Origin of the sequence: Rhodococcus sp. EPR-157, from assembly GCF_001647195.1 — a bacterium.
Taxonomy (GTDB): Bacteria; Actinomycetota; Actinomycetes; order Mycobacteriales; family Mycobacteriaceae; genus Rhodococcoides.
The window spans coordinates 1-25,800 of sequence record NZ_LVCV01000271.1 but is presented as its reverse complement, the minus strand read 5'-3'; the positions used below and the strand labels follow the sequence as shown (position 1 = coordinate 25,800).

Genomic DNA, 25,800 nt, shown 5'->3' with positions numbered 1-25,800 from the left:
GACCACCGCCGACCCGAACCCGTCGATCACGGTGTGGTGTGCTCGGGCGTACCAGAAGTAGCGCAGGTGACCGACTTTCAGGACGGCCGACCTGGACAGTGGAGTGGAGTACAGGTCGATTCGTGCCGTGAACTCCGCGTTCATCCATTCGCGTGCAGCCGCGATCGGGTCGGGGGACGCGGTGAGGTCGTGGTACTCGAGCTCGGTGGGCAGGATCGCTGCATCGACGAACTGACGCACGGTGTGCGGACCGTCCTGCCCATCGCCGGGGGCGAGGAGGCGGGTCAGCAGCGAACCAGTTTCGGCGGCGGTGATGCGTACCGAGTCGACGAGGAGATCGAAGTTCAGGTCACCGCGTACGTCCATGTAGTGCGCCACGCTGTGCGCAGCATGCGGATGCAGTTGTTGTGCCAGCCACATGGCGTACTGCGAGGACGTCAAGTCGAACGGCTCTTCGTAGTTGTCGTCCAACGTCACGAACCCGAGTACCTGATTTGAATCCGTCACAATTCCCCCCGCGCAACTTTGCGCCCTTTCCTATCCGATTACCCGGAACCCCGAGAGAACGGTAGCAAACTCGAGGAAGGTTGCGACGGCGCTTTGCGTACCGATGTACGGCATAACCAGTTTCGAGTTGAACTTAAGGTTTGTTTAGCGAGTCTCGGCAATTAACCTCCGCCGCGACGTCCGACGGTGTACGTGCTCAGGGACGACGTGCAGGCAGACAGCCGGCGACCCCGAGCGGATGCTCGGGGCCGCCGGCCTCGGTCTTTCGTACGGTCTCGCTACACCAACTCGATGACGTCCAACCCTCCGTCCGCGTGCGACCTGCGCAGTCGCTTCTTGTCGTACTTGCCGACGCTGGTCTTCGGGACTTCTTCGATGAAGGTCCATCGTTCGGGGAGCTGCCAATGCGCGACCCGCCCGTCGAGAAACTTCTTCAACTCCTCGGCAGATACGGTCACGCCGTCCCGCACGACAACCGCAACCAACGGCCGCTCATCCCATTTCGGATCCGGCACGCCGATGACCGCGGCCTCCCTCACGGCAGGGTGTGCCATCACGTGGTTCTCGAGTTCGACCGAAGAGATCCACTCGCCGCCGGACTTGATTATGTCCTTGGATCGGTCGGTGAGGCGAAGATAGCCGCCGGGCGCGATGGTGCCGACGTCGCCGGTTCGGAGCCAACCGTCGTCGAATTTGTCCGGCGCGTCGTTTCGGTAGTAGCTGCCGGTGATCCACGGACCGCGCACCTCCAGCTCGCCCACCTGCTTGCCGTCCCACGGAAGCTCCTTGCCCGCATCGTCGACGAGTCGCGCGCGGACACCGGCCACGAATCTTCCCTGCGTGCACCGTAGGTCGAACTCGTCCTCGGGGGACAACCCGGCGTCCGGACGTCCCGAGGTCCCCAGCGGGGACGTTTCGGTCATGCCCCACGCCTGGGTGATGTGCACGCCGTATTCCTCGTGGAACGCGCGCATCAGGCTCGGCGGACACGCGCTGCCGCCGACCACGACGTCGCGCAGGCACGAGAGGTCGATCGGATGCTCTCCGAGATGAGCGTAGAGCGCCTGCCAGATCGTCGGGACGGCCGCTGCGGCAGTGGGACGCAGCGTGGAGATCATCTCGGAAAGTGGCGCAGGCTGCAGGAACTTGTCCGGCATGATCAGCGACGCCCCGACCATGAGTGCAGCGTAGGGCAGTCCCCACGACATCGCGTGGAACATGGGCACGATCGCCAGCACCTTGTCGGACTGTGCGATGGCCATGGCGTCCGTCATGCACGCCTGCATCGAGTGCAGCCAGATAGAGCGATGCGAGTAGACGACGCCCTTCGGGTCTCCCGTCGTGCCGGAGGTGTAACACATTGCAGCAGCGGAACGTTCGTCGAGCTCGGGCCAGTCGAAGTCCTCGGGCTGACCGGCCAGAAGTTCCTCGTAGCCGAGCACCTCGAGGCCTTCCGGCGCCCGCACGTCCGATGGGTCGACACCGACGACGATCAGATGTCGAACGGTGGACATGGTCGGCAGCAATGGAGTCAGCAACGGAAGCAGGCTCGCGTCGGCGATGATCACCTGGTCCTCGGCGTGCTCGGCAATATAGGTGAGCTGCTCGGGAAACAGGCGAATGTTGAGCGTGTGCAGCACAGCGCCCATGGCGGGTACCGCCATGTAGGCCTCCATGTGGGCCGAGTTGTTCCACATGAACGTGGCGACTCGCTGGTCCCCGTCGATGCCGATCGACCGGAGTCCGTGCGCGAGTTGAGCTGCGCGCTTGCCCAATTCGCCGAACGTCACCGTCGTCGGGCCGGTCTCGCTCCACGTGATGACCTCGGCGGAGGAGTGGATCGACGTCCCGAATCGGACAAGCTGCCCAATGGACAGTGGGGCGTCCTGCATGGTGCTTTTCATGTGTATGCCACTCCTCGGGTCCGGCCTACTCGTGTGCTGTGCGTCACATCTGCCACACTACGGATTCATCTTTCTCATAGCACTCACAGGGCACCCACAGACCATCGCCGTAGGCTTCCGGCTCGTGAGAAGAGTGGGAGGCAAGCTCGTACGCCTCGTCGGTGCCGGTAGTGCCCTCGTGTTGGCTGTCGTGCTCGGCTCGGCCGGCTGGGTGGCGTACGAATCGTTCGGTCGGGTCCACGATGTCGCCGACGCACCGGAAGCCCCGGTGGTCCTCGTCCTGGGGTCGCAGGTTCGCGACGGCAAGCCGATGAAGTTCCTGACCGGACGTCTCGACGCCGCCGTCGACCTGGTCGAATCGGGTCGGGCGCAGGCAATTCTGGTGTCCGGTGACGCGAACGGGGCATCCGGCAACGAAATTGCCGCGATGACCGACTATCTCGTCGACGCGGGCGTCGACGCCAGCATCATCGTCGGTGACGGACATGGACTCGACACCTACGACTCGTGCGTTCGAGCAGCGGAAACGTTCGGCGTCACCGACGCACTGGTGGTCAGCCAGGGTTTGCACGTCTCGCGCGCAGTCGCCCTGTGCCGGGACGCGGGCATCGATGCGCAAGGAGTCGACGCCGAGTGTGACTGCAACGCGATGGCAGTGGCGCGCAACTTCGGACGCGAATGGCTCGCGCGGCCCAAGGTGGTTCTGGACCTCATGTCCGGCCGACCACCTGCAGTCCAGACACCGCCCGACGACACGCTCATCGCTGGTCGTTGACCCTGTAGCCGTCGCTGCATTTCGCAGGCCGGTGGATTCTGTCGGCGATTCGATGGTGCCGCCGCGCGAACCGGGTTAACCTGTCCGCGACGTTCTGGCCTTCCCGGCGGCGGCCGAGGACCGCAACGCCCCGAAGGAGAAGCGATGGACGACTCAGCTCTGATTACGACCGGATTGCCGATTGCGCTCGCCGTCATCATGTTCGGTCTCGGATTGTCGCTGACCATCGACGATTTCAGGCGGGTCACACGTTCACCCCGGGCAGTCGTGGTTGCACTGGTGCTACAGATATTCGTTCTACCGCTCATCGCATTCGGGTTGATCAAGGCCTTCGATCTGGACCCGCTGCTGGCCGTCGGAGTGATGTTGCTGGCAGCATCACCGGGCGGAACCACCGCCAATCTCTTCAGTCATCTCTTCCGCGGAGACGTCGCACTCAACATCACGTTGACCGCCGTCAACTCGGTGTTGGCAGCGGTGACCATCCCGGTGATCACCAACTTTGCCATCGCGTACTTCGATGCCGAAGGCGAACTCGGCCTGCAGTTCGCCAAGGTCGCGCAGGTCGTTGCCATCGTGCTCATTCCGGTTGCCATCGGCATGTACGTCCGGCACCGGTCGACGCAGTTCGCGGAACGCGCCGATCGACCGGTACGGATCTTCTCGATAGCGGTCCTGGTCGTCGTCTCCCTCGGTGCGCTACTCGGCGAGCGCGAAAACATCGGCGAGTACCTGCAGAAGGTCGGATTGGTGACCGGCATCTTCTGCCTTGTCAGCATCACCATCGGCTACGCCGGTGCCAGGCTGCTCAGGCTCAACGAACAGCAGGCCATCGCAAGCTCGATGGAGGTGGGCATCCACAACACCACCGTCGCACTCACCGTCGCGTTGAGCGTGCTAGACAGTGCCGAGGTGGCGATCCCGAGCGCCGTCTACTCGGTGTTCATGTACATCTTCGCTACCGCGTTCGGTTACCTGATCACGAGCAAGCACAGGCGGTCCGAAAATACTCAGGCCGTCGACACCAAAGCCGACAGGACGACAGATAAGTTGTAGCGACGAACGCGGCTCACTCGGCCAGAACAGCTTTCAGGAACCTCTGAGTGCGCTCCTGCTGCGGGTTGCTGAAGATGTCCGTGGGTGTGCCTTCCTCGAGGATCTTGCCCTCGTCGAAAACCAGGACACGATCGGCGACGTCGCGCGCGAATCCCATCTCGTGAGTCACGATCAGCATGGTGATATCCGTGGTTTTGGCGATGGTCCTGAGGATGTCGAGTACGTCGGCGACGAGCTCGGGATCCAGTGCCGATGTCACCTCGTCGAGAAGCAGGATGTCCGGGTCCATGGCAAGCGCTCTGGCGATGGCCACTCGCTGCTGCTGACCACCCGACAGTTTGGTCGGGTGGCTGTTTTCCTTGTCGGACAATCCGACTGTCTTCAGAAGCTCGCGAGCCCGTTCGGTGGCTTCGGCTTTCGACTTGCCCAGTACGTGAACAGGCCCCTCGGTGATGTTCTGCAGAACTGTCATATTGGGGAACAGATTGAACTGCTGGAACACCATGCCGATCTTGGTACGGACTGCCCGGAGGTGCTTCTCCGATGCCGCGACGAGCTTGTCACCCTTGCGCTGATGGGTCAGTGGCTCGTCCTCGATCCAGATGACACCGTCGCTCACCTTCTCGATGGTCATCAGCAGGCGCAGAATCGTCGTCTTCCCGGACCCGCTGGGACCGATCAATGCGACGCGTTCGCCGCGAGAGACGGTGAAATCCAAATGATCCAGCACGACGTGGGCGCCGAACTTCTTGACGACCTTGTCGAACCGGATCATGGGGCCGGCCGACTGTTCGACGGGCGCATCACTAGTAGGCAAGAGACTTCTCCAGTCTTCTGATCAAGATCGATGTCGGGTAGCTCGCCAGCAGGAAGATGACACCGGCCATCGTGATCGGTTCGAGGTATTGAAACGTGCGGGCGCCGTACTGCTGCGCGGCCGTCACCAGTTCCACGACGGTGATCGCGAACAGAAACGGTGTGTCCTTGAACATCGAGATCGCGTAGTTGCCGAGGGCGGGCGTCGTGCTTCTGATCGCCTGTGGAAGAACGACGGCTCTCCACGTCCGTGTGCTGGGCAGCGACAGCGCAGTCGCAGCCTCCCACTGACCGGGCGGCACCGCGTCGATGCCGGCTCGATACACCTCTGCCATGTACGTCGAATAGTGGATACCCAGGACAGCGATACCGATCTGAAGTGCCGAGAACTGTGGCAGCAAGTAGTACGCGAACAGCAGCTGCACGATCAACGGGGTCAACCGAATGAACTCGGTGACCATCCTGAGCGGCACTGTGACGATCTTCGGACCCGCATGACGAATGACCGCGATCACGAGACCGAGAACGGCCGCAACGACAAATCCGATGACGGTGGCCAGGAGGGTGATCTTGAAACCCTCCAGCAGAAAGGGAAGGGAGTCGAAGGCGCGATCCCAGCTCCAGTTGGCGGTCATCGACCCACCCCCACGTTCTGATCGATCCGCTCCGGGCGCAGGCTCAGCACTTCACGTAGCGACGGTCCGCTACCGAGGCGCCCCTTGGCGCGGACCTCGAGCACGTTCATGAACAACGTGAGGATGTAGGCGATGACGAAGTAGAGGATCAAACCGATACCGAACGCGAACAACGTGTCGCCCGTTCCCCGTCGTAGCTGCTCGATCTGATAGGTCAGATCCTGCAGCAGAACGAAACTCGCCAGCGCACTGCCTTTGAGGAGTTGGATCAGCAGGTTCGTGAGCGGCGGGATCATCTGCACCCAGGCTTGAGGAAACACGACTCGGTGTAAGCGTTGCCACGAGGTGAAGTTCAACGCGAGTGCGGCCTCCCACTGTGGCTTCGGAACCGCGGCGATCGACCCCCGAACGACCTCGGCACCGTAGGCGCCGTAGTTCAACCCGAGCGCAAGGATGGCACAGAACATCGAATCGAGTTGAAAACCGAGGAGCGGCAACACGTAGAAGAGCCAGAACAGCTGCACGAGCAGCGAGGTCCCGCGGAAGAACTCCACGACGACTCGTGACGGTCCGCGTACGTAGAGGTGACGGTTACCGGCCGCGAGTCCGAGTACGAGTGCCAGCACGAACGCGAGAACAGCGCCGCCGAGAGTGAGGTAGATGGTGGTGAGCATTCCTTCCTGGATTCGCGGCCACGAATCCAGGAAGGTGTCGATGTTGTCGTTCATGTGAGGTCAGTTCGCCGAAAGACTTATCCCTCGCACAGAATCGCGGTGGTCAAGCTCGGATCGGGGAGTTCCTCGGCAGTGAAACCGAATTCGCCGACAACCGAGAGGTACTCGTCGACGTCCGAGGTGATCTTGGCGAGCTCCTCGTTGTATGCGGCCAGGAGTTCGGTGTCGTCGGTGCGGAAGACCGTGGCACCGGCACCGACCTGCGGTTCGCCGTCGATGGTGGCGACGAACGACTCGGTGACATCCACCGGTGCATCGGGGTTGTTGGTCTTCATCCAGTTCAACGAAATCGCGGTCAAGGCAAACACGTCGGCGCGGCCAGAGGTCACGGCGTCCATGCCGTCCTGCGGAGCTGCGACCTGAGTACTCGAGATTCCCAGTGCCTGGGCATAGTCGGACTCGATGGCACCCGTCATCGTCGCAAGACGTAGTCCACTGTCGGCGACCGACTGCATGTCCGTCAAACCAGCTGGGTTGCCTGCGGGAACCATCAGTGCTGTCGTGTAATTGAATTCGGGATCGCCGAATGCGGCCTGTTCGCACCGCTGAGGAAGAATCGACATTCCTGCGCTGACGACGTCGAATCTGTTGGCCTGCAAGCCGGGGATGAGCGCGCCGAAGTCGGCGTTGACACCTTCGACGGTGTCGATGCCCAGATTCCCGAAAATTCGCTTGTGCAAAGCAATTGTGGCGCCGGTCAATTCGCCGTTCTCTTCGAAGCTGTAGGGCGCTTCGCCTGCAACTCCGACAGTTATGGTCCCGGCATCACGGAGCGACTGGAGTCGGTCTTCCCCGTCGGCCGGTGTGGTCGATGTACACGCAGTGAAGCTGGCGGCAACGAGGGCGGCGCCGCCGATCACGGTGACAATTCGACGGGTCGAGAAATTGTTCAGCACGGTGTGTGCCATGGGGCCAAGCCTTCCGGTCACTGTCGAGACGCTGGTCCGACACTGTTGTGCGGTGAAGCTTCGTGTCGGCCGGTCGACGATATTCGTTTGTTTTTACATTTCTTTACTGTCGCCGAACGTAGCACGGTAGACATACCTGCCATCGGAAAACGGACCGTCCCTGGTCGAGCGATGCGCACGTTTCGCCCGTGAAACACCAGACCAAAGGACCTTTTTCGGCCCTGGACACGAACGCGTAACGATGATGGCGCCCCCGACAGTTAGAGTGGTCGGACCGCAGGCCCCCGTATCCCAGGAGTTGCTTCACCTTGAGTTGGATCCGCTTGAACGACGTTGCCAAGGGATACGACGGCAAGGTGATGCTGCGCGAGGTGTTCTTCCGCCTTGCGGACGGCGATCGCATCGGCCTGATCGGGCGCAACGGCACCGGAAAGACGACACTGCTGCAACTCCTGCTGGGCCGTGAAGCGCCCGACACCGGGACGGTCGACGTCACCGAAGGGGCGCGGATCGGCTACTTTTCCCAGTTCTCCGAGCTCGACGGTGATCGCAGTATCCAAGCAGAGCTCGAATCGCTGTTCAGCGTTGTGCACAAGGTCGAACTCGAGCTCGCGGAGGTCGAAGCGGCACTCGGCGGCGACCTCGACGAGAAGCAGATGTACGCACTGGTCGACCGCCAGGCGGAACTGTTGGATGCCATGGAGAACAGTGGTGGCTGGACGTACCACCAGCAGATCGACACGGTGCTCTCGATGCTCGGATTCACTGCGGAACGACGCGATCTGCCCGTCGGACGGTTGTCCGGTGGCTGGCGAAACCGCGCCGCGCTCGCCAAGATTCTCATCGAATCGCCCGATGTATTGCTACTCGACGAGCCGACCAACTTCCTCGACGTCGCCGGTATCGCGTGGCTCGAACGATGGCTGCGAGACTTCCGCGGCGCGCTTCTCGTCGTGTCGCACGATCGTCATTTCCTCGAGCAGGTCGTCACCGGCATCGTCGAGATCGAGAACCATCATCTCCAGACGTACGACGGCACGTACTCCGATTACGTTCAGCAGAAACAGTTTCGACTCAAGAACCTCGAACGCGAGTTCAGCAACGAACAGCAGCTGTTGGCGTACGAGCAGGAAGCAATCAGCGATCGCAAGGAAGCGGTCAAGAATCCGAGCGGTGTGCTCAAGCGCCGACTCGCGAACATCAAGAAGAGCAAGAACCCCAGGCCGGTCGATACTGTCGTCACCGCCATTTACGGCGGACTGCATGTGCACGACAATCTGGCCGAGATCTCCGGGATCTCGAAAAGCTATGGCGAGCAACAATTGTTCCGCGATGTGTCCTTCAGTATCCACCGGGGTGACCGGATCGCCATCACCGGACCGAACGGCTGCGGCAAGACGACGTTGGTCGACATCCTCACCGGTGCGCAACAACCGGACAGTGGAAAGATCAAGTGGAAGACGAAGGCGCCGTCGTTCATCTACTACAACCAGGTGCTTGCCGACCTGGACCTCGACGACACCGTCACCCATTCGGTCAATGCGATGCCCGACAGCCTTGCTTTGACGGCTACGAAGAAGGAAGTCAATCGCTTCCTGACGCTGCTGCAGTTCTCCGAGATGGATCTCAAGACGCGTATCGGGGTGCTGTCCGGCGGGCAGAAAGCGCGAGTGGCGTTGGCGCAGTGCCTGTTGTTCGGCGCAGGCGTGATCGTGCTCGACGAGCCGACCAACCACCTCGACCTGCAGAGCACCCAGGTCCTCGAGCGCGCTCTGATGGCGTTTCCCGGCGCGGTGATCCTGGTGAGTCACGATCGCTTCTTCGTCGAGAAGGTCGCATTCCGTCAGCTGTCGTTCGATGGTAAGGGTGGGGTCGACGAAATTGCAGGCGTTCAGATGGCATGAGCCTCAGCTCTTGTAGTAGACCACCTGATGGCTTGTAGCCAAAAGCTTTTCGTCGCTGCTCCACAGTTCGGCCGACTGGTCGAAATACCCCCGGTGGAAGCGTCGGGAATGGGCATGCGCGAGCACGAAGGAATCGGCCTGCGTCTCGAGATCCTCGGCAGTGGCGAAGTAGTGGATGGTCAGCGAGATCGTCCCAGCGGGAACGTATTTGCCGAGTCGCTGGAACACCCGGGGGTAGAAGATGTCGCACATCGAGGTGAGCGAAGCAAAATCGAGCGCACGTGAGGGTGTGTCTCGGACCCAGAGCGCTATGGCCGAGTCGGCGGATTCCTGTTCGCTCAACGCACCGGCAGAAAAACGCATCTCGTAGTTTCGCGCCCAGGCGATGAACTCCGGGAAGCCGCCGACGGAGAGTTCGGACGGTGCAGGCACCGACGGCGGCGAGGCTTCGTCGTCGTCCCACGTTTCGCGGCGGGTGCCGAACACGGCCGTGGCGGTTGTCGCAACCTCGCCGTTCTGGCTCAGCTCGAGATACCAGTGTTGGTTGCTGCGATTCGTGCGCACCGCGCGAGTGGAGATCTCGAACTCACCTTCGGCGATCGGGCCGGCAAAGTTGATGGTCAGCGACACCGGGTCCCCGAGATGATCCGGATGTTGCCCAACAGCACTGATGAAGGTCGCCGCCGTGAGGCCACCGAACGGGCCGACCATGTTGTTGTAGGGCGCTGACGTGCGGCCCAGATAGACGCCGGGGGTGACGCTGTGAAGCTCCAACGCGTCGTCGAAGGGGTGTGTCGTGTTCGAAGCCTCGTTCATTGCTCTCCCTGGCCGCTCTGGTTCTATGCCAAGCGTCATAGTAGCCACAGCGTCGAAGGCTCGGTGTCACCCGGTGTCACGACGGCAGGGTGACAGCTTCACCAGCATCGATCCCGACTGCAGGACGTAGGTTCCATCCCCTCCGCCGACGTAGGTCTCGAACGAGGTTCCGGCATCGCTGGTCATCTTGGCGAATTCGGCCGTCCACAGACGAAGTCCGGTGTGAGAGTCGAGGGCGACGAGTTCGCCCCCGCCGTAGGCGAGGACCGAGTCGCGATCGTGGGCCATCAGGGTCCATGTTTCGGCCGAACTCCACAGCTGACCCCCGGTACGCAGATCGATGCCGACTGTGTTGTCGTCGAAGCGGAGGATGCCGATGTCGCCGGCCACAGCGACCAACGTGCCTCTGATGCGGGGTTCGTTCCATTCGTCTCCCGGATCGTCGAAGACGAGAAGATCGTTGCGCCACAGCTCTTCGCCGGTAGTCCGATCGAATGCCGTGTCGCCCAGGACCACAGGAACGCTGGAGTCGGTGGGCTCGTCGATCGACAGATAGTGCTCGGCAGACCCCTGATAGGTCGCCAGCTCCTCTCCATTTCGAGTCGATGCGGTCGATCCGGTTGTTTCGGAAGAGGTTGCATCGCAATCGAAGTCGGACGCAACTGCCAGATCGCCCGCTGTTCGGTACTGGGCAATCACGCAGTCGTCCAGGATGTCCGTCGACCAGATCTCCTTGCCGGTCTGCGCGTCGAAAGTGGCAAAGCCCCCACCCACGTCGAAACTCCCGACCTCGGGACCCACTAGCAGCCTGTCCGCATACGGATCTTCCCACCCTGCTGATACTGCGATCGGTGTGCTCCAATCCGCGTCGTAGTCGTCGAGCGTTCCGCGGTGGAGCGTGACTTGTGCGCCCTCGAGGTCGCCCTCGGCGATGTACAGGCGATCGTTGGCGACTGTCGCGGCGACTATCTCGGGTGCGGTCTCTATCGTGTGCGATTCACCCGTGGTCAGATCGAAGGTGACCAGGCCGGGTTGTTCGCTGTACGACGGTCTGTGGCAGACAAGCATGCCGTCCATCGGTTGCTCTGCGCACGACGCGAGTTCGAATGCGGGCGACGTCCACTTCACAGCGCCGCTGGCCGCATCGACGGCGACAATGACGGCGTCGGAGTTCATGCCATCACCTTCCGGAGTGACCGCGAGCGTCAGCAGCATGTCGTCGATGCGGATCGAGCCCGGGCCCCAGGGATACATCGAACCGGTTCGGGGATCGGAGAACGTCGCGCCGTCCATTCCGCTTGCCGACACTTCCGTCACCCACGCCACTCCGGGTGCGGCAGGTGAGGCGTCGGTGATGCGCTTGATCGTCGTCGAGCGGTCCTGCATCAGCACCACCGCCGCCGCAGATACCGTGACGACGGCGACGGCTCCCGCGATGGCACGTTGCACAGAGGAATTCACGGTAGATCCAATCCGGGTGTCAGGGCGAGTCTTTCGAGATCCGCTCGATCCCACGGAAGCTCGGTGGTGATCGTTATTCCTATCCCGGAAGGCGACGGCAACGACACCGTGGAGCCGGTCACGGCATAGCCGGGCTCGGGTTGCGGGTCATCGCTGATCGCGATCGTCAATACGCCTGCTGCGCTGTTCACGACCTGGCAGAGCCCGCCGCCCCATCCGCTCGTGCGCAGTGATCCGAGCGGTGGCGATGGTGCAAGAGTAGCGGTATCAGCCTGGCGCAGAGCGGTATCCAAGGTTGCGACATCGGAAACGGTGTACTCGCGAGTCGATTCGGTCAGCGTGGACGGGCTGCACTCCGAGATGTTTCCCGGGGTCCCGGGTGGGGGAGTGGTGGAGGTCTCCAACCCGGGCGCGGTGACTATGTCGATCAGCTCGTCCCGCGAGAGCGGCAGAGCGTCTTCCTGGGCAGGGACCGATGTGTAGACCGACACCACGGAATCGTCCGGGCGATAGGCGACGGCGCTGCGCTCGTAGGTCCGATCACCGTTGACCTCATACCAGGTGGTCAGGGTGTCGACAAGGGTACCGTCGGACATAGTCGTTCGCTCGTCGACATCGCCTGCGATGCAGGGCGGTACACCGCCGTCGGTCTGGCCGACGCCGACGCTGAGATAGCCGTCTCCGGTGTCGGCGCGAATCGATCCGTATGCACTCGTCGAATCGATCGCAGTCTCTTCGGTCGTTCCCTCGTAGACGGGAATCGGATCGAAATACGGAATGATCCCGTCCTGAAACGTGATTCCCGATGGGAGTGCAGCGAGGAGTGCGTGCGACATGAGATGCGCTTTCGGGCCGCTGAACCATGGCGCGATCGGATTGTCGTAACTCTGCAAGATCGTCCCGAAGTAGGACGAGTACGTCGCTTCTACAGGCTGGTCGACGGTGTCACATCCGGGGATCGTCGTCGGGTACTCCACTTCCGGGGTGACGTACTCGTACTCCTCTGCCAATGGCGGGTTCTCCGATGCCGGTGCGACAGGCTGAACCGTCAGTTGCGGCTCCTCCGGTGTGGCTGTCAGACCGGCGACGACGATTCCCGTCGCGACGATGGAAATGATGACCAAAGTGGTCACGACGGCGTCGGGCCGGCGCGGCGGTGCATGCTCGGTCATTGTCCTCGTTCGGGTAGAGATCGTCTCCGGCGGTAGCCGAGTAGTCTATTGATACCATTCGTTTTGTTAACGAGCGACGTGACGATTCAACTACCGAGCCTGCTTCAAGCCGCGAAGGAGCAAGTCACCGACGAACGCCGCATTCTCCTCGGGACTGACGTTTCGTCGTGTGAAACATCGCATGAGGAGGGTGTTGGTGATACCTGCCGCCAGGTCCGCAGGCGTGCCGATGAGCGCTAGGGTCCCGTTGTCCTGACCCCGCTCAATGATGGGCCCGATGATGGCCGGGATGTTCAGCTTCTGCTTCACCGACATCAAGCCCTCAGGTTCGCCGTAAGTGTCGTGGGCGACAGCCACCAACAGTGCGTCCATGAAAGCACTTTCGTCCGCGGCAAGCTGAGCGCAACGGAGTAGGAAGTTGTCTATGACCGTGACGTCGTCCAACCCGATCAACAGGTCGTCGGCCACGCTTTCCCGCAGCGCGTCGACTTTGGCTTGCAGTGCGGCCACGAGAATGTGGAGTTTCGTCGGGAACAGCTTTTTCAACGCGGCACGCGGAACACCGGCGTCGTCAGCGATGTCGTCCAATCTCGTCATGAAGTAGCCGCGCTTGCCCAGTTCGATTCGTGCGGCCGTGATGATGGCTGTACGGGGGTCGCGCGGCATCGGTGTGGGAGTCGAACCTTCGATGGGCTCGATCATGTCGTCCAGGTGCTGGTGGCCACCAGAGGTGTCGACGGCGGAACCGATCAGGGCCAGAAGGGCGCTTGCCACCGCATCGGCCGTGACCGCTTCGGGGTCGACTGCGCTTCTGCTGCGGAACCCGTCGAGTAGTGCATTCACCGCGATCGCAAATGTTCGGGTGGTGAACGGACGCCGCAGCGCCGCGTCCGTCGTACGGAACAGCGCCTCGAATGCGGACAGTGCGAGCTTGTCCCGTCTCGCGTAGTCGGTCTTGATTGCGTAGTCGCTGCCGAATACTCGGGCCAGTAGGTCGGTTGCTGTCGACGTGTCGTCCGTGAGGCCGGCGAACCAGCGGTTGACGATCGCGAGCACCGCGGGACGCAGCGAATTCTCGTGCGCCTGCATCGTTGAATCGACGAGATATTCGATGTCTTCGGCCGAGGCACGTTCGAAGCTCGTGAGCTCGGTGACGACGGCGTCGATGAAATCGGCCTTGGTGTTGAATTTTCGGTAGAACGTCGCTTGCGACGCGTTCGCATGGTGGACGATGTCCTCGCTGCGAATTCCCCGGTCGAGCACCTGCCTGGGGTTGCTCACGAGATACCGAATCCCCGCGTCGATGAATTGACGAGTTGGACCGTCGTGGTCGGTCAACGTGGCCCCCTGTCGAATTCCGCTGTATGTCGGATTGCCACTGTAGGGCAAGAGCGTGCAGTTCACAGCGTTCGGTGAGAGTCATTGCTATCACCTGAGTGCTCACACACTCAGGTGGCGGAGTGAACCTGCGGAGATTCTGAGATTCCATTGATGTCCGACCACACCCGCGTCGCCGATCGAACTCGGCGGCGCCCGGACACCAAGGACGATCGATGAGCGTCGCAGCGCATTTCCCCTCCTATCTCGTCCAGTCGCCGAATCTGACGGGCCCGACGCGTCGGGCCGATCCGGGACTCAGTGCCCGCGAGGTCGAAGTTCTGCTGACGTGGATCAGGAACGACCACAAGTCGGCTGTATCGCAGCAACTGTTCATCGCACCTGGGACGGTGAATACGCACCTCACTCGGATCCGCACGAAGTATCACCGTGCGGGTCGGCCCGCTCCGACCAAGGCCTCGTTGCTGGCGCGGGCAATTCAGGACGGCCTGATCGGGCTCGACGAGCTGTGATGGGGTCATAGCATGCGGACAGCGTCCCGATCGTGCGTGGAAAATGACGACCGGCGATCAGCTCGGGCGCAGGTAGCTCAGAGGCCGGATTTGCGGGTTCGGTAGGCCGCGACCGCTTCGCGGTTGCCGCACGCCGTGCTGCAGAATCTGCGCGAACGGTTGCGCGAGAGATCCAGAACGATTCCGTTGCAGTCTGCCGCGCAGATGTCGAGCCGTGACAGCTCATCGGCGCGGATGACGTCGATCATCGCCATCGCCGTTTCGACGGCAATGCGGTCTGCGAGTGGGCGATCATCGCTCACCGCATGCAGGTGCCAGTCCATCTCGCCGTGGCGTACCAGTCTCGGCAAAGCACGGGCGTCGGACAGGATCGTGTTCACGAGTTGCACGGCGGAGTCCCGATCGCTGGTCAGCAGGCGACGCAGCGACGGGCGCAGATTTCGGACGGCCTCGAGTTCGACCTCGTCGCCATCGAAGCGGCCGGTGTAGCCCTGTTCGACGAAGAAGGCCGACAGCTGCTCCCGTGTGGTGAGCGTATCGGGGTCCTCGCCGGAATTCACCAGAGCGACCGCCGACGTCAGCGCACCCTCCGTGTCATGAGTGAAAACCATGTTGACACCTTACCTTGCGGTCCCTAGTGTCATGGTCCATGACTTCTTTGACCAATGACATAGCTGTTCGGCCGCCCTCCCGGCTCGCCTCGGGGCTCGGCTTGGCAGTGGTGTCCTCCGCAGCGTTCGGGTTGTCGGGACCGTTGGCGAAGAGCTTGCTCGACGCGGGTTGGTCTGCCGGCGCTGCAGTTACATCGAGGATTCTCATCGCCGCGGCGGTGCTGCTGATTCCGGGCGTGTTGGCGTTGCGTGGTCGCTGGGGTCTGCTGTCGAGCAATGCCGGAATAATCCTTGCGTACGGAGCATTCGCGGTCGCGGGTTGTCAGTTGGCGTTCTTCAACGCCGTCGGCTACATGCCGGTGGGCGTCGCCTTGCTGATCGAGTTCACCTCCCCGATTGCGGTGATCAGCTGGATGTGGTTGCGGCACAAGCAACGTCCGACGCTGAAGACTGTTGCGGGTGCCGCGCTGGCCGCCGTCGGATTGATTCTGGTGCTCGATCTCGTCTCCGGCGCATCCATCGACCCGGTCGGTGTGGTGTGGGCCCTCGCGGCGATGGCCGGTGCTGCTGTGTACTGGATCATGTCCGCCGACGAAGGCAACGGGTTGCCACCGTTGACGCTCGCTGCGGCCGGATTGCTCTGCGGCGGAATCATTCTGCTGCTGGCGGGATTGGTCGGAATCGTCCCGTTCTTCGCTACCGCCGACGACGTGCTGCTCGCCGGTCTCACGATGCCGTGGTGGATATCGGTCCTGGGACTCGGCGTCGTGACGGCGGCGGTGGCGTACGTCTGCGGCATCGCCGCGATCCGGCGACTCGGTTCTCGCCTCGCCTCGTTCATCGGACTCACCGAAGTACTCTCGGCACTGGTCTTCGCATGGCTGCTCCTCGGCGAGACTCCGCGGGCAGTCCAAGTTGCCGGCGGTCTGCTCATCCTCGCCGGCGTCATCGTCGTCAAGCTGGGGGAGCCGCGAGCAGTCGATACTCCCTGACGATCGACATCAGGAATCGACGACGTGCAAGCTCGACGAGGGCCGCGCCAACCGGACATATGGAACACTCGAGAGGGTGAACCGTGCCTCCCTCGCGCTACCAGTCATCGCCGCCGCCGCGCTTCTGATCACAGCGTGTAGTTCCTCTGAGCCCACTCCCACGGCACCCACACCCACAGCCGAGTCGACCGGGCAGTCCACGCAGACGCAGGCGTCGTCGAATGCCGATGTGTACACCTTGCCCGGATCTGGTGTCTTTCCCGAGGGAATCACCGCGGACGACGACACGTTCTACGTGACTTCGACGGGAGACGGTGCTGTGTTCCGCGGGAGGCTCGGCACATCCGAGCTGGAGGTCTTCCTGCCCGGCGGGGCGGACGGACGCACCGGGGCTGCAGGAATCGATGTGTCCGACGGTGATGACGGCGACGATGTGAACAGGCTGGTGATCGCCGGCGGCGCGACGGGCAAGGTCTGGGTGTACGACAGTATGTCCGGGGCACTGGTGGGGACCTTCGCCAACGGCCTCGGTGAGGACGCAACCTTCCTCAACGACGTCGTGATCGCAGACAACGGCGATGCATTCGTCACCGACTCCCGCAGTCCCGCATTGTTTCGGATCCCCGCCGAGCAAGTTCGCGACGGGGCACAGGACGGACCGCTGGAATCGTTCGTCGACTTCACCGGATCTCCATTCGCGTACGGCGAGGGGTTCAATGCGAACGGCATCGTCGAGGTGGACGACGACGCACTCGTCGTTGCACAGTCGTCGACCGGAAATCTGTACCGCATCGACGTCCGGTCGAAAGAAATTACGCAGGTCGATCTGGGCGGCACGACCTTGTCGAACGCGGATGGTCTCGAACTCGACGACGACACGCTGTACGTAGTGCGCAACCGCGACGGCGTCATCGCTCGGGTCGATCTGTCCGACGACGGAAGATCCGGTCGTGTGGTCGGTGAGATCACCGACGCGTCGTTCGCGTACCCGACGACCGTGGCTGCGACGGAGGACAGGCTCCTCGTGGTGAACAGTCAGTTCGACAAGCGTGGAGGCGAGCCGGTCGAGCCGTTCACCGTCAGCTCCATTCCGGAGTAGACGATCTTTCTGTCGGATGCTCTGGGTATGGTCGCGGCATGACTGACCATGCGCACCATCGCATCGACTATGTCGAGCTATCCGTCACGGATCTGACCGCTGCCCGTGACTTCTATTCGGCGGCATTCGGCTGGGAGTTCAACGAGTACGGCCCCGCATACGCGGGCATCAAAGGTGCGGATGGCGACGAGGTCGGCGGTCTGGCGCAGGTCGAGGAACCTCAGCCGTCGGGTGGTCCTCTGGTGCTCCTGTACTCGGCTGACCTGGATGCCTCCGTCGACGCCGTCACCACTGCTGGTGGTGCGGTGGTGAACGGGCCGTACGAGTTTCCCGGTGGACGACGCTTCCATTTCACGGATCCGAGCGGAAACGAACTGGGAGTGTGGGCGTCGTCCTGACGCTGCAGGGACGTGTCAGCGCAGGATGTCGTCGATCTGCCCCATCGCCTGGCCCATGCCCTCTTCCATACCCATCTCGATCATCTTCTGCATTTGATCGGCGTTGTCGAACTTCGACGTGATGGTCATTCGGGTTCGACCGTCGACGTCGTCGAGAGTGACGACCGCATGGGTGACGCCGAGCGACTCGACCGGTTCCCAATTGTCGTCGGCGAACCCGTCGTCGAAAGCCAGTGTTCTGGGCGCATCGATGGACGTCAAACGCCACCAGCCGCGGGCCTTTTCGCCGTCCGGTCCCGTCATGTAGTAGTTGGCCATGCCGCCGGGTGTGAACTCGAGCAATTCGAAGGTTGCGGGCCACGTCGGGGGTCCCCACCACCGCTCGAGCTGACGTGGATCCTCCCAAATTTGCCACACACGTTCGACCTTCGCATCGAACTCGGCGACGATGGTGAAGCTCAGTTCCTCGGCGTTCTGTTTCGTGCTGATCACAGTCATGAAGGGTCTCCCTCGTCGTCGGTGAGAATGTCGGCAATTCGATCAACGCGTTGTCGCCAGATCGTTTCGTACTCGTCCAGCAGTGCTCGTGCTCTTTCGATGCCCAGCAGGTGAATTCGCACGATTTGCTCCCGTCCGCGCTTCTCCTTCTTCACGACCGAAGCGCGTTCCAATATCGCAACGTGTTTCTGCACGGCTGCGAAACTCATGGAGTAGTGAGCAGCGAGGCCGGACACCGAATGCTCTCCGGTGAGTACCCGCGACACGATGTCTCGCCGAGTGGTATCTGCGAACGCCTGGAACAGGCGATCGAGGTCGGCGTCACTGACATCATCTACAACCATTTGGTTGTAGATTACGAGATGTGTTGTCCTCGGTCAAGGGGCAGCGGTTGATTGCCTCCGGGGCGTGTGAGTGTTCGGTGAACTCGGCCAATTGGCGTGTCACCGTTCCCCATCCGTCGTAGAAGCCGAGATCTCGATGCTGGGCGGCGTCGGCGCCGTCCTTGTGCATTGCCAGTGCCGTGTACTCGGTGCCCTCCGGGTGGTCGGCGAACGTGATCGACGCTGTGATGAACGGTTGGGCAGCGGGGCGCCATCCGGCAACGAGCGCTGTGGTGAACACGAGTCGTTCCAGTGCGTCGACGGCAAGGAAGCAGCCGTCGATATGAGGACCGAATTCGATTCCGTCATCACTGATCTCGGTAACGAAGGATCCGCCGGGAACAAGTTCGAGGTCGACAACTCGTGAGGAGGCCGGTGCGGGCACCCACCACTGCTCGAGTTGGGACGGGGTCGTCCAGGCTGCCCATACCGCGGCTCTCGGCGCTTTGATGATGCGAGAAACGGTGAGATCGAGTGAGGGTGCGGTCGACTGTGTCATGTCGTTACTCCTGATTGGTGACGAACCGTTCGAGGCGGTCGGTGTGGGCTTCCCAGATTTCTTGTTGACGCTGCAGCCAGCTTTCGACGGCCGAGAATGGCGTCGCGTCGAGTGTGCAGGTGCGTACTCGACCAACTTTGTTCGTCGTGATCCAGCCGCCCTGTTCCAGCACTCGAACATGCTTCATGAATGAAGGAAGTGCCATGTCGAACGGCTCGGCAAGTTCGCTGACGCTCGCAGGGCCGCGTCCGAGTCGGTCGATCACGGCACGGCGGGTGGGGTCGGACAACGCCTGGAAGACGTCGTCCAGATGGGCTGTTTGCTGAGCCATAAGGCAAAGTATCAGTCCGGAGATAGTTAGCACAAGGGCTAAGTGATGGAGAGCTGGTGGCGTGACGCGATGGACGAGCCGATACTGGGAACCATGCTTCCGGTTCTCGATCTGGCGGCCGCAGACAGCGACCCCGACACCTTTCGCTCGGAGCTCTTGGCCGCAGCGCACGAGTCAGGCTTCTTCTACCTCGTCGGACACGGTGTGCCGGAGAGGAAAGTCGACGAAATCTTCGGGCTGGCTCGCCGGTTCTTCGCCTTGGGTGACGACGAGAAGAACGAGATCTCACAGCTGAAGAGCCCGCACTTCCGCGGCTACTCGAGACTCGGCGGTGAACTCACCAACGGGGCACGTGACTGGCGCGAACAAATCGATATCGGTCCGGAACGTGAGCCGATCGCCGACGCCGTGGGCTATTGGAACCTGCAGGGCCCGAATCTCTGGCCGTCGGCTCTGCCTGAACTCGAGCCTGCGATGACTGCCTGGGAAGAGAAGATGTCCGGCGTCGGTCTACGACTGTTGCGCCAGTGGGCACGAGCGCTCGGCGCGGATGAAGGCGTGTTCGACGACGCCTTCGCGCACCGTCCCGCAACCCTGATGAAAGTGGTTCGGTACCCGGGTAGTGCGGAGAACCCGCAGGGCGTCGGCGCACACAAGGATTCCGGGGTCTTGACATTGTTGCTCGTCGAACCTGGTTCGAGGGGTTTGCAAGTCGAGCTGGCCCCAAACCAGTGGATCGACGTGCCACCACTCGACGGCGCCTTCATCGTCAACATCGGCGAGCTCCTCGAAGTTGCGACGCAGGGGTATCTCCGCGCGACCCGTCACCGTGTCCTGGCACCTGAACCCGGAGTCGACCGGTTGTCGGTTCCGTTCTTTCTCAGCCCTGCGCTGGATGCCGTCGTACCGATCGTGCCGCTACCGGAAGAACTTGCTGCGCGATCGCGGGGAGTCGAGGCTGATCCGGACAACCCGATCTTCTCGACGTACGGTGAGAACGCGTGGAAGTCGCGCACGCGTGCCCACCCCGACGTCGCAGAGTTGCATCATGGGATCATGCCTGCGGGCAAGGCATCGGCGTACTGAGCTACTCCTCGATCCGCTCTCGCCCGCCGGTGAGGTCGGCACGTTCGGCTGCCTTCCGTCCCTGACTTACACCTAGCCTGTCCGAGACGCTGATCTTGACGGTTTCGAGTTTCGGGAACAAGTCCTCGAAGACCGATGTGACCGCATTATCCCGCTCGGCGAGAATCGGTACCAAAGAGGAACCATAGGTCTCGCCGGCCGAGCGATCGGCTCGTGCGCGGGCTTCCGCCAGTCGTTCTCGTATCCGCCAGGCATAGCCGAGAAGGAACGCTCGTCGAAACCCTCGGGAGCGACTTGCGGGATCCGTGCCCGCATGGTCGAGTGCCCGGGCGGATTGCACGAGCAGCGATGTGTACAGGAGTTCGCACAGATCGAGATCGACGGGCATGCCGGTGATACTGATCAAGCCGAATTTCTTGTACCACACCGTCTTGGCGCCGTTGGTGGTCGCTACGCTCGACAGCAATTGCATTTTTGCATCGGCGTAGGGGTTGTCGACGGTGATTCGTCTCGTCACCACCATCGCGTCGAGCCTCGATCCTTCGGCGGCATCGACGACCGCGCTGTCGATCGCATACCGAGTCATCAACTCCTGAGCCTTCGCGGCGAACGTGTCGGATTCCTCGCTGAACGTCGATGACTCGGCTTTCGCGAGCAGTCCGCGGATCTTGTTCAGGATCTTGATGTCCGGGCGATGTGAGGTCGGTGCAGATCTACGGATACTCCATCGTGACGGCGGTGGAACGACGACGGTCATGGACGGAAGCAACCGCAGCTGGGCCAGCAGTCGAAACAGGTTGAGCCAGAACGTTCGCGGCTCCACTCGCGAGAACTTTCTGCAGTGGACGAGATCTGTGCTCGGATCGATTCCGAGATCACGCAATTGGCCGCGCCATTCGTCAGGAGCATTCGAAAGTGCGAGTGTGCGCCTGCAGTGCGATCCGATCAAGGCCTCGAGCAACGGTATGGCGTGTTTGTCGAGCCGACGCTTGATGACGTGGATCAACTCGGCTGGTTGCCAACCGCGCTCGAAAATGTCCGACAACACGGAATCCGCGTACGTGATGCAACGGCCGTCCATGCCTGCCGATGATCGACTCGATTCCAGTTCGACGATCTGATCGACGAATCGTCTCAGGGCAGCACCCGACGTCATCGGGTCAGCCGCTAAGAAAACTCCCGAGGCCATCAGGCGATCTGCGTCCATCGTGCGGGTCAAAGCGTGAACGTTCATGTTTCCCCTCGTCGAGTATGGGCCGACGCCCAGTGAGGGGGTGCTGGAGTCGGTGTCCGTTCTGTTGTATCAAGTGGGACCGACATGTTCTCCGGTGACAGATGGCGGAGGTTCGGCAAGACTCGAGCGCTCCGCGCCACTGGCACGGTTAAGTAGGCGCTAGTGCACTCAACCGTGCCACTGGAGGCGGAGCCGACAACCCCTCACCGACGGCGACGCCAGGGCCTGCGCCGCTCGGGCGCGATCTCGATGTCCGGCAGCAGGCCGGCATTGAAGTCTGCGACGAGATTGAGCACAGTGCTTTGGGCGCACGACTTGTTGGTTCCGATATATCCCGACGGCCCACGCTTGATCCAGCCGGTCACATAGGTGCCGCGAACGACATCGCCGCCGGGCGCATCGAGTACGCGACCGTCGTCGTTGGGGATGATGCTGCGTCGATCGTCGAACGGAACTCCTGGCAGTGCAACGCCGCGATATCCGATCGAGGTGAGTACCAGCCCGGCGTCGACCGTCTCGACCTCGCCGGTCGGAATGGACTGGACCGTTCCGTCTGCGGCGGTTTCGAGAGTCATGCGATCGAATTGCACACCCGTGACCGCCGTTTCGCCGCGGATAGATGTGGGGGAGAGCAGGTATCGCAGCACGATTCGCCTGTGATCGTTGCCCGAGATGTCGTCCACGCGGCGCAGCAGGTTCAGTTTCTGCGCCACTGCGTGTGGCAGATCGTCTGTTTCGGCCAGGCTGTCGGTGGCGGCGTCGAGCATCATCTCGTCGCGGTGCATCGATACGTCGATGCCCGGAGTTGCAAGTAGGCCTGCGAATTCGGGAACCGTGAAGGCCGACTGAGCGACGCCCCTGCGGCCGACGACGAGGACTTCTTCGATGTTCGACTCGCGCAGCGCCTTCAGAGCATGCGCAGGGACGTTCGTGCCCACGAGGCGATCCGGATCGATCGTCAGGATTCTCGCGACATCGAGTGCGACGTTGCCGTTGCCGATGACGACGGCGCGCTTGTGCGAGAGGTCGTATCGGCGGTGCGCATGATCGGGATGACCGTTGTACCAGGCAACGAAATCGGTGGCAGACCCTCGTCCCGGCAGATCGGCGCCTGGGATCGTCAGCTCACGATCCTTCGAAGCGCCGACGGCGTAGACCACCGCGTGATGGTCCTCGAGGAGTTGATCGTGAGTGATGTCTGTCCCGACCTCGACCCCGAGGTGGAATTCGAACCCGGACTGGGCGGAAATCTGATCGAACAGGCGCGAGACCTGTCGCGTCTTCTCGTGGTCGGGAGCTACGCCGAGACGTGCCAAACCGTGCGGCTGGGGGAGCCGGTCGTAGACGTCGACCTTGACGCCAGGCTGCGTGAGCAGTTCGTCCGCGGCGTACATGGCCGAAGGGCCTGATCCGACGATCGCGACGCGAAGGGGTTGGCGCTCCTTCGTGACGACCGGAGCCGGCGACACCGGTGCAAGCAGCGGCCGGTCCGGACGTTCTTGCTTGTAGAAGTCGGAGTTGATCGTCAGGAACGGGAGCTGCGCTTCGGTCAGCTTCGACGTCGGGACGATCGCATCGACCGGGCACGCTGACACGCAGGCGCCACAGTCGACGCAGGACGTCGGGTCGATATGCAGCATCTCTGCCGTCAGGAAGTCCGGCTCGTCCGGTGTCGGATGGATGCAGTTGACAGGACACGCGTACACGCACGACGCGTCGCTGCAACATGATTGGGTGACAACGTGGGGCATGACGTTTCCTGACGGCAGGCGCTGCTATGAAGCTAACTGGCGCTGTGGATTACGGATCAGGCTGCGAACTGGCTCGAGCTGCGGTCAGGTTCGCTGCGGAAGCGCGAGGCTTTGCCGTCGATTCCGCACAGCTTCCATACGAGCTTCGCAGCGCGATTCATCATGCCGGTGTCGGTGGCGAGCATTCGCACGTCACCGAAGTAGTCCTGCAAAGTGTGCTGCGATTCCTCGGTGCCCCAGAACAGGTCGTCCTTGACGTACTTCGGAATGTCGAATTTCTGCCAGAACTTCTTCGGCGGGATGACGATGACATCGCACAGGATTCGCATCGTGATGGGGAATGCGAGCGAGAGGAAGAACCGGCCGATCTTGGACATCTTCGGAACGCGGCGACGCAGGAGCTGGTGCGCGAAGGAAATGTGGCGTGCTTCCTCGGCCACGTGAATAGCCATGACGCCCTGCATGATCGGATGAATCTCTTCACCGGACCGCAGTACGGACTTCTGGATGTGGTCGATCGGCTCCTCACCGGCGAGGACGCCGACGAAGAAGAGCTCGGGAAGGAGCGTCGCGAACAACGGAATGATCGGGGAGAGCATCTTCATCGGACGGCTCATGCCCGGCGCATCGGCGTCGACGCGATTGACCATCTCCTGGAACATCAGCGTGTGATTGCACTCTTCGATGGACTCGTGCGTGCAGTAGCGTGCTTCGGGATCACCGTTCGGCAACGAAAAGACGTACTGCATCATCCCGCGAATGAGGATGTTCTCGAACTGCAGACCGACCTTCGCGACGTTGGCCTGACGCCACATGCCGATGGCGATCTGCTGATCCGCGGGGAGTGCCTGGTACCAGGCGTGGCCGCCGATCGGATCTGTCTTGGACGGGAGGATCCACCGTCGGTCGTTCGCGGTGACCTCGAACTCGGGCGAATCCCAGTCGATGTCCACGTACGGATCGAAATGCTTGTGTACCGAGCCCTCGGACAGCAGTCGCAGAGTCTCGTTGTACTGCTCTGTCTCCGCGTCGGTGTCGATCGAGCGCCGCTGATCTACTGACGTCGTTGTCATCGCTTCTCCCTACGTGGTGCGAACATAGGTTTAATGTAACTCGAAGTATCACCAAATGGAAGTGAAACTGGAACTTTCTTGTGAGTGCTTCTCTGACCTGGTAGCGGACGGCCTGGCCCCTTCGGAGGAGATGCGCGAATGCAGGTCTTCGGCCGCCGGGATCAGCACAGAAACAACCCGAAGAGCGGCGAGTGAGATCGCTTGCCCGGCCGAAATCCGTTGCCATGTCGACTAGGCTGCGGCCGTGACGAGAGCACTCTGGTGGGCCCTGGCCGTGGTCGCGTTCGCTTTGCCCGTGTGGGTCGGGGCTTCGTCGTTCTTGGCTGATTTCTCGTTGTCGTGCTCGAAGATCGGCGAAAGCAGATCTTCCTATCGGTGCGATGACCGTGCTGTCGACGTGCTGGGGGTATGGCCACTGGTCGGTGTGGGGCTGTTGCTCGCGACCCCGCCCGTGGTGGCGGCATTGGCAGTACGAAAGTGGGTTTCGTGGTGTGCCGTCGCGGCACTCGTCGGTTTGTCGCTCGCCGGGTATGAGAACTGGGCCTCGACTACTTACTGGAGCTTGCTTTTCATCGCTGTTCCGTTGGCGATCCTCGGGTCGATCATCGCCGCGTTCCAGCGAACTGCCCCGCGCACGGAGACGTCAAGACGTCGCGGGTTTGCCTAGTCCACTTCGTCGAAAGGCGTCTACTTCTCGCAGCCGACGCCATCCTGGTCGCGGTCGAGTTTGATGCTGTACCCCGGATCGCCGGCATAGATCGGTGCAGCGCCCGCAGCCCTCACCGCATCGCAGTTTGCATAGATCACGAACGAGGGAGCCTCGGCGACAATGGGTGCCGGCGGCACGTAGACGGGCTCCGGCTCGGCGATGTACACCGGCGCAGGGGCGGGCGCTGGTACATACTGCGTCGTGGTCAGCGGAGGCGGCGTATAGACGGTCACGGTTTCTGGAGTCGGCGCGATCGTGGTGGTCGTTGTTGCAGGGGTGGTCGTAGTGTTTCGGGAGGTTGTCGTGGATACGTCGGCAATTGCCGGGGCAGCGAAAGCTGCGGGTTCCGGAGCGTCCTCGCGGTCGGTCGTGGCACCGCCGATCCCGAACGCAACGAGTGCTGGGAGTGTGGCGAGGGCAGGAGTCGCCCAGATGATTCGGCCACGAGAGGGCTTGCCGAACAGATACGCACCACCCGCCGCCGCGGCGCATACGCCGACAACGAAGCCTGCGAGTGAGAAATCGACGAGTGAACCCAGCAGGATCACAAGACCGATCACAAGCGCTGCCCAGCCGATGATCTTCCCGAACAACGGAC

The 25,800-nt window shown here is 62.0% G+C and carries 27 protein-coding genes and 1 pseudogene; 9 read left to right on the top strand and 19 right to left on the bottom strand.

The annotated features are described in order from the left end of the window. A partial coding sequence (locus tag A2J03_RS12435; RefSeq protein WP_156520349.1) for a condensation domain-containing protein occupies positions 1 to 507 on the bottom strand: 507 nt, incomplete at its 3' end. A 278-nt stretch (positions 508 to 785) separates the two neighbouring features. Continuing rightward, complete coding sequence (locus A2J03_RS12430; RefSeq protein ID WP_068374077.1) at positions 786 to 2,411, bottom strand: long-chain fatty acid--CoA ligase; 1,626 nt, start codon at positions 2,409 to 2,411, stop codon at positions 786 to 788. A 124-nt stretch (positions 2,412 to 2,535) separates the two neighbouring features. Here A2J03_RS12430 and A2J03_RS12425 point away from each other — a divergent pair, with 124 nt between their 5' ends. Further along, positions 2,536 to 3,186, top strand: a complete 651-nt coding sequence (locus A2J03_RS12425; RefSeq protein WP_442971347.1) for a SanA/YdcF family protein — start codon at positions 2,536 to 2,538, stop codon at positions 3,184 to 3,186. Positions 3,187 to 3,330: 144 nt separating this feature from the next. After that, positions 3,331 to 4,242 carry a bile acid:sodium symporter family protein gene (locus tag A2J03_RS12420; RefSeq protein WP_068374065.1) on the top strand — a complete coding sequence of 304 codons (912 nt, stop codon included), beginning with the start codon at positions 3,331 to 3,333 and terminating at the stop codon, positions 4,240 to 4,242. Positions 4,243 to 4,255: 13 nt separating this feature from the next. Here A2J03_RS12420 and ehuA read toward each other — a convergent pair whose 3' ends face one another. From ehuA to A2J03_RS12400, 4 genes are read right to left on the bottom strand one after another with little or no spacing between them, the layout of a single operon-like run. After that, entirely contained in the window at positions 4,256 to 5,017 is a 762-nt protein-coding gene (ehuA, locus tag A2J03_RS12415) for an ectoine/hydroxyectoine ABC transporter ATP-binding protein EhuA (protein ID WP_068374063.1), read from the bottom strand. A 31-nt stretch (positions 5,018 to 5,048) separates the two neighbouring features. Then, positions 5,049 to 5,693 carry an ectoine/hydroxyectoine ABC transporter permease subunit EhuD gene (gene ehuD / locus A2J03_RS12410; protein ID WP_068374061.1) on the bottom strand — a complete coding sequence of 215 codons (645 nt, stop codon included), beginning with the start codon at positions 5,691 to 5,693 and terminating at the stop codon, positions 5,049 to 5,051. Then, positions 5,690 to 6,421, bottom strand: coding sequence for an ectoine/hydroxyectoine ABC transporter permease subunit EhuC (ehuC, locus tag A2J03_RS12405; protein WP_068374054.1), 732 nt, complete (start codon positions 6,419 to 6,421; stop codon positions 5,690 to 5,692). The genes ehuD and ehuC overlap by 4 nt, the downstream gene beginning before the upstream one ends. Positions 6,422 to 6,444: 23 nt before the next feature. Further along, positions 6,445 to 7,335, bottom strand: coding sequence for an ectoine/hydroxyectoine ABC transporter substrate-binding protein EhuB (locus A2J03_RS12400; protein ID WP_068374051.1), 891 nt, complete (start codon positions 7,333 to 7,335; stop codon positions 6,445 to 6,447). Positions 7,336 to 7,643: 308 nt separating this feature from the next. Between A2J03_RS12400 and A2J03_RS12395 the strand changes: the two genes are divergently transcribed. Next, complete coding sequence (locus A2J03_RS12395) at positions 7,644 to 9,239, top strand: ABC-F family ATP-binding cassette domain-containing protein (protein WP_068374040.1); 1,596 nt, start codon at positions 7,644 to 7,646, stop codon at positions 9,237 to 9,239. A 3-nt stretch (positions 9,240 to 9,242) separates the two neighbouring features. Here A2J03_RS12395 and A2J03_RS12390 read toward each other — a convergent pair whose 3' ends face one another. The 4 genes from A2J03_RS12390 to A2J03_RS12375 all read right to left on the bottom strand — a co-directional run bounded on the left by A2J03_RS12390 (position 9,243) and on the right by A2J03_RS12375 (position 13,969). Then, positions 9,243 to 10,055 carry an acyl-CoA thioesterase gene (locus A2J03_RS12390; protein WP_068374038.1) on the bottom strand — a complete coding sequence of 271 codons (813 nt, stop codon included), beginning with the start codon at positions 10,053 to 10,055 and terminating at the stop codon, positions 9,243 to 9,245. Between the two features lie 66 nt (positions 10,056 to 10,121). Continuing rightward, the gene (locus tag A2J03_RS12385) at positions 10,122 to 11,516 is read right to left on the bottom strand and encodes an outer membrane protein assembly factor BamB family protein (protein WP_068374036.1); all 1,395 of its coding nucleotides are present in this window, start codon (positions 11,514 to 11,516) and stop codon (positions 10,122 to 10,124) included. After that, a complete protein-coding gene (locus A2J03_RS12380; protein WP_068374033.1) occupies positions 11,513 to 12,688 on the bottom strand; it encodes a hypothetical protein in 1,176 nt (391 codons plus the stop codon). The genes A2J03_RS12385 and A2J03_RS12380 overlap by 4 nt, the downstream gene beginning before the upstream one ends. A gap of 90 nt (positions 12,689 to 12,778) precedes the next feature. Beyond that, on the bottom strand, positions 12,779 to 13,969 hold the full coding sequence (locus A2J03_RS12375) for a TetR/AcrR family transcriptional regulator (RefSeq protein ID WP_231912499.1): 1,191 nt from the start codon (positions 13,967 to 13,969) through the stop codon (positions 12,779 to 12,781). A gap of 272 nt (positions 13,970 to 14,241) precedes the next feature. Between A2J03_RS12375 and A2J03_RS12370 the strand changes: the two genes are divergently transcribed. After that, positions 14,242 to 14,538, top strand: a complete 297-nt coding sequence (locus tag A2J03_RS12370; protein ID WP_082897790.1) for a LuxR C-terminal-related transcriptional regulator — start codon at positions 14,242 to 14,244, stop codon at positions 14,536 to 14,538. Positions 14,539 to 14,615: 77 nt separating this feature from the next. Here A2J03_RS12370 and A2J03_RS12365 read toward each other — a convergent pair whose 3' ends face one another. Beyond that, positions 14,616 to 15,149 (bottom strand): CGNR zinc finger domain-containing protein, encoded by a 534-nt coding sequence (locus A2J03_RS12365; RefSeq protein ID WP_068374027.1) that lies wholly within the window; start codon positions 15,147 to 15,149, stop codon positions 14,616 to 14,618. Between the two features lie 38 nt (positions 15,150 to 15,187). Here A2J03_RS12365 and A2J03_RS12360 point away from each other — a divergent pair, with 38 nt between their 5' ends. From A2J03_RS12360 to A2J03_RS12350, 3 genes are all read left to right on the top strand, one after another. Further along, positions 15,188 to 16,141 carry an EamA family transporter gene (locus A2J03_RS12360; RefSeq protein ID WP_068374024.1) on the top strand — a complete coding sequence of 318 codons (954 nt, stop codon included), beginning with the start codon at positions 15,188 to 15,190 and terminating at the stop codon, positions 16,139 to 16,141. A gap of 76 nt (positions 16,142 to 16,217) precedes the next feature. Next, the gene (locus A2J03_RS12355) at positions 16,218 to 17,240 is read left to right on the top strand and encodes an SMP-30/gluconolactonase/LRE family protein (RefSeq protein ID WP_068374021.1); all 1,023 of its coding nucleotides are present in this window, start codon (positions 16,218 to 16,220) and stop codon (positions 17,238 to 17,240) included. A 38-nt stretch (positions 17,241 to 17,278) separates the two neighbouring features. After that, the gene (locus A2J03_RS12350; RefSeq protein ID WP_068374014.1) at positions 17,279 to 17,638 is read left to right on the top strand and encodes a VOC family protein; all 360 of its coding nucleotides are present in this window, start codon (positions 17,279 to 17,281) and stop codon (positions 17,636 to 17,638) included. Positions 17,639 to 17,653: 15 nt separating this feature from the next. On the opposite strand, the gene A2J03_RS12345 is transcribed toward A2J03_RS12350, so the two are convergent. The 4 genes and pseudogenes from A2J03_RS12345 to A2J03_RS12330 all read right to left on the bottom strand — a co-directional run bounded on the left by A2J03_RS12345 (position 17,654) and on the right by A2J03_RS12330 (position 19,349). Then, positions 17,654 to 18,136, bottom strand: a complete 483-nt coding sequence (locus A2J03_RS12345; RefSeq protein ID WP_068374012.1) for an SRPBCC family protein — start codon at positions 18,134 to 18,136, stop codon at positions 17,654 to 17,656. Beyond that, a complete protein-coding gene (locus A2J03_RS12340; protein ID WP_068374009.1) occupies positions 18,133 to 18,480 on the bottom strand; it encodes an ArsR/SmtB family transcription factor in 348 nt (115 codons plus the stop codon). The genes A2J03_RS12345 and A2J03_RS12340 overlap by 4 nt, the downstream gene beginning before the upstream one ends. A gap of 73 nt (positions 18,481 to 18,553) precedes the next feature. Next, positions 18,554 to 19,018: pseudogene (locus tag A2J03_RS12335) on the bottom strand (SRPBCC family protein); the annotation flags it as partial. Between the two features lie 4 nt (positions 19,019 to 19,022). After that, entirely contained in the window at positions 19,023 to 19,349 is a 327-nt protein-coding gene (locus A2J03_RS12330) for an ArsR/SmtB family transcription factor (protein WP_068374007.1), read from the bottom strand. Positions 19,350 to 19,442: 93 nt separating this feature from the next. Between A2J03_RS12330 and A2J03_RS12325 the strand changes: the two genes are divergently transcribed. Further along, a complete protein-coding gene (locus A2J03_RS12325; protein WP_068374091.1) occupies positions 19,443 to 20,435 on the top strand; it encodes an isopenicillin N synthase family dioxygenase in 993 nt (330 codons plus the stop codon). A gap of 1 nt (position 20,436) precedes the next feature. Here A2J03_RS12325 and A2J03_RS12320 read toward each other — a convergent pair whose 3' ends face one another. The 3 genes from A2J03_RS12320 to A2J03_RS12310 form a co-directional block, all read right to left on the bottom strand. Beyond that, complete coding sequence (locus tag A2J03_RS12320) at positions 20,437 to 21,669, bottom strand: DUF2786 domain-containing protein (protein WP_068374006.1); 1,233 nt, start codon at positions 21,667 to 21,669, stop codon at positions 20,437 to 20,439. Between the two features lie 203 nt (positions 21,670 to 21,872). Beyond that, positions 21,873 to 23,420: an FAD-dependent oxidoreductase gene (locus A2J03_RS12315; protein ID WP_197480734.1), complete on the bottom strand. Its 1,548-nt coding sequence runs from the start codon at positions 23,418 to 23,420 to the stop codon at positions 21,873 to 21,875. Between the two features lie 56 nt (positions 23,421 to 23,476). Next, positions 23,477 to 24,493, bottom strand: coding sequence for an AurF N-oxygenase family protein (locus tag A2J03_RS12310; protein ID WP_068374004.1), 1,017 nt, complete (start codon positions 24,491 to 24,493; stop codon positions 23,477 to 23,479). A gap of 244 nt (positions 24,494 to 24,737) precedes the next feature. On the opposite strand from A2J03_RS12310, the gene A2J03_RS12305 reads away from it, so the two are divergent. Next, positions 24,738 to 25,160, top strand: coding sequence for an ABC transporter permease (locus tag A2J03_RS12305; protein ID WP_231912498.1), 423 nt, complete (start codon positions 24,738 to 24,740; stop codon positions 25,158 to 25,160). 20 nt (positions 25,161 to 25,180) lie between these two features. Here the strand turns inward: A2J03_RS12305 and A2J03_RS12300 are convergent. Continuing rightward, a partial coding sequence (locus tag A2J03_RS12300) for an excalibur calcium-binding domain-containing protein (RefSeq protein WP_156520348.1) occupies positions 25,181 to 25,800 on the bottom strand: 620 nt, incomplete at its 5' end.

What these genes read in the sequence shown, in the direction of transcription:
- A2J03_RS12430 (WP_068374077.1), bottom strand. Translation starts at nt 2,411, where the DNA reads ATGAAAAGCACCATGCAGGACGCCCCACTGTCCATTGGGCAGCTTGTC.
- A2J03_RS12420 (WP_068374065.1), top strand. Translation starts at nt 3,331, where the DNA reads ATGGACGACTCAGCTCTGATTACGACCGGATTGCCGATTGCGCTCGCC.
- ehuA (WP_068374063.1), bottom strand. Translation starts at nt 5,017, where the DNA reads ATGATCCGGTTCGACAAGGTCGTCAAGAAGTTCGGCGCCCACGTCGTG.
- ehuD (WP_068374061.1), bottom strand. Translation starts at nt 5,693, where the DNA reads ATGACCGCCAACTGGAGCTGGGATCGCGCCTTCGACTCCCTTCCCTTT.
- ehuC (WP_068374054.1), bottom strand. Translation starts at nt 6,421, where the DNA reads ATGAACGACAACATCGACACCTTCCTGGATTCGTGGCCGCGAATCCAG.
- A2J03_RS12400 (WP_068374051.1), bottom strand. Translation starts at nt 7,335, where the DNA reads ATGGCACACACCGTGCTGAACAATTTCTCGACCCGTCGAATTGTCACC.
- A2J03_RS12390 (WP_068374038.1), bottom strand. Translation starts at nt 10,055, where the DNA reads ATGAACGAGGCTTCGAACACGACACACCCCTTCGACGACGCGTTGGAG.
- A2J03_RS12380 (WP_068374033.1), bottom strand. Translation starts at nt 12,688, where the DNA reads ATGACCGAGCATGCACCGCCGCGCCGGCCCGACGCCGTCGTGACCACT.
- A2J03_RS12370 (WP_082897790.1), top strand. Translation starts at nt 14,242, where the DNA reads ATGAGCGTCGCAGCGCATTTCCCCTCCTATCTCGTCCAGTCGCCGAAT.
- A2J03_RS12365 (WP_068374027.1), bottom strand. Translation starts at nt 15,149, where the DNA reads ATGGTTTTCACTCATGACACGGAGGGTGCGCTGACGTCGGCGGTCGCT.
- A2J03_RS12360 (WP_068374024.1), top strand. Translation starts at nt 15,188, where the DNA reads ATGACTTCTTTGACCAATGACATAGCTGTTCGGCCGCCCTCCCGGCTC.
- A2J03_RS12350 (WP_068374014.1), top strand. Translation starts at nt 17,279, where the DNA reads ATGACTGACCATGCGCACCATCGCATCGACTATGTCGAGCTATCCGTC.
- A2J03_RS12345 (WP_068374012.1), bottom strand. Translation starts at nt 18,136, where the DNA reads ATGACTGTGATCAGCACGAAACAGAACGCCGAGGAACTGAGCTTCACC.
- A2J03_RS12340 (WP_068374009.1), bottom strand. Translation starts at nt 18,480, where the DNA reads ATGGTTGTAGATGATGTCAGTGACGCCGACCTCGATCGCCTGTTCCAG.
- A2J03_RS12330 (WP_068374007.1), bottom strand. Translation starts at nt 19,349, where the DNA reads ATGGCTCAGCAAACAGCCCATCTGGACGACGTCTTCCAGGCGTTGTCC.
- A2J03_RS12325 (WP_068374091.1), top strand. Translation starts at nt 19,443, where the DNA reads ATGCTTCCGGTTCTCGATCTGGCGGCCGCAGACAGCGACCCCGACACC.
- A2J03_RS12320 (WP_068374006.1), bottom strand. Translation starts at nt 21,669, where the DNA reads ATGAACGTTCACGCTTTGACCCGCACGATGGACGCAGATCGCCTGATG.
- A2J03_RS12315 (WP_197480734.1), bottom strand. Translation starts at nt 23,420, where the DNA reads ATGCCCCACGTTGTCACCCAATCATGTTGCAGCGACGCGTCGTGCGTG.
- A2J03_RS12310 (WP_068374004.1), bottom strand. Translation starts at nt 24,493, where the DNA reads ATGACAACGACGTCAGTAGATCAGCGGCGCTCGATCGACACCGACGCG.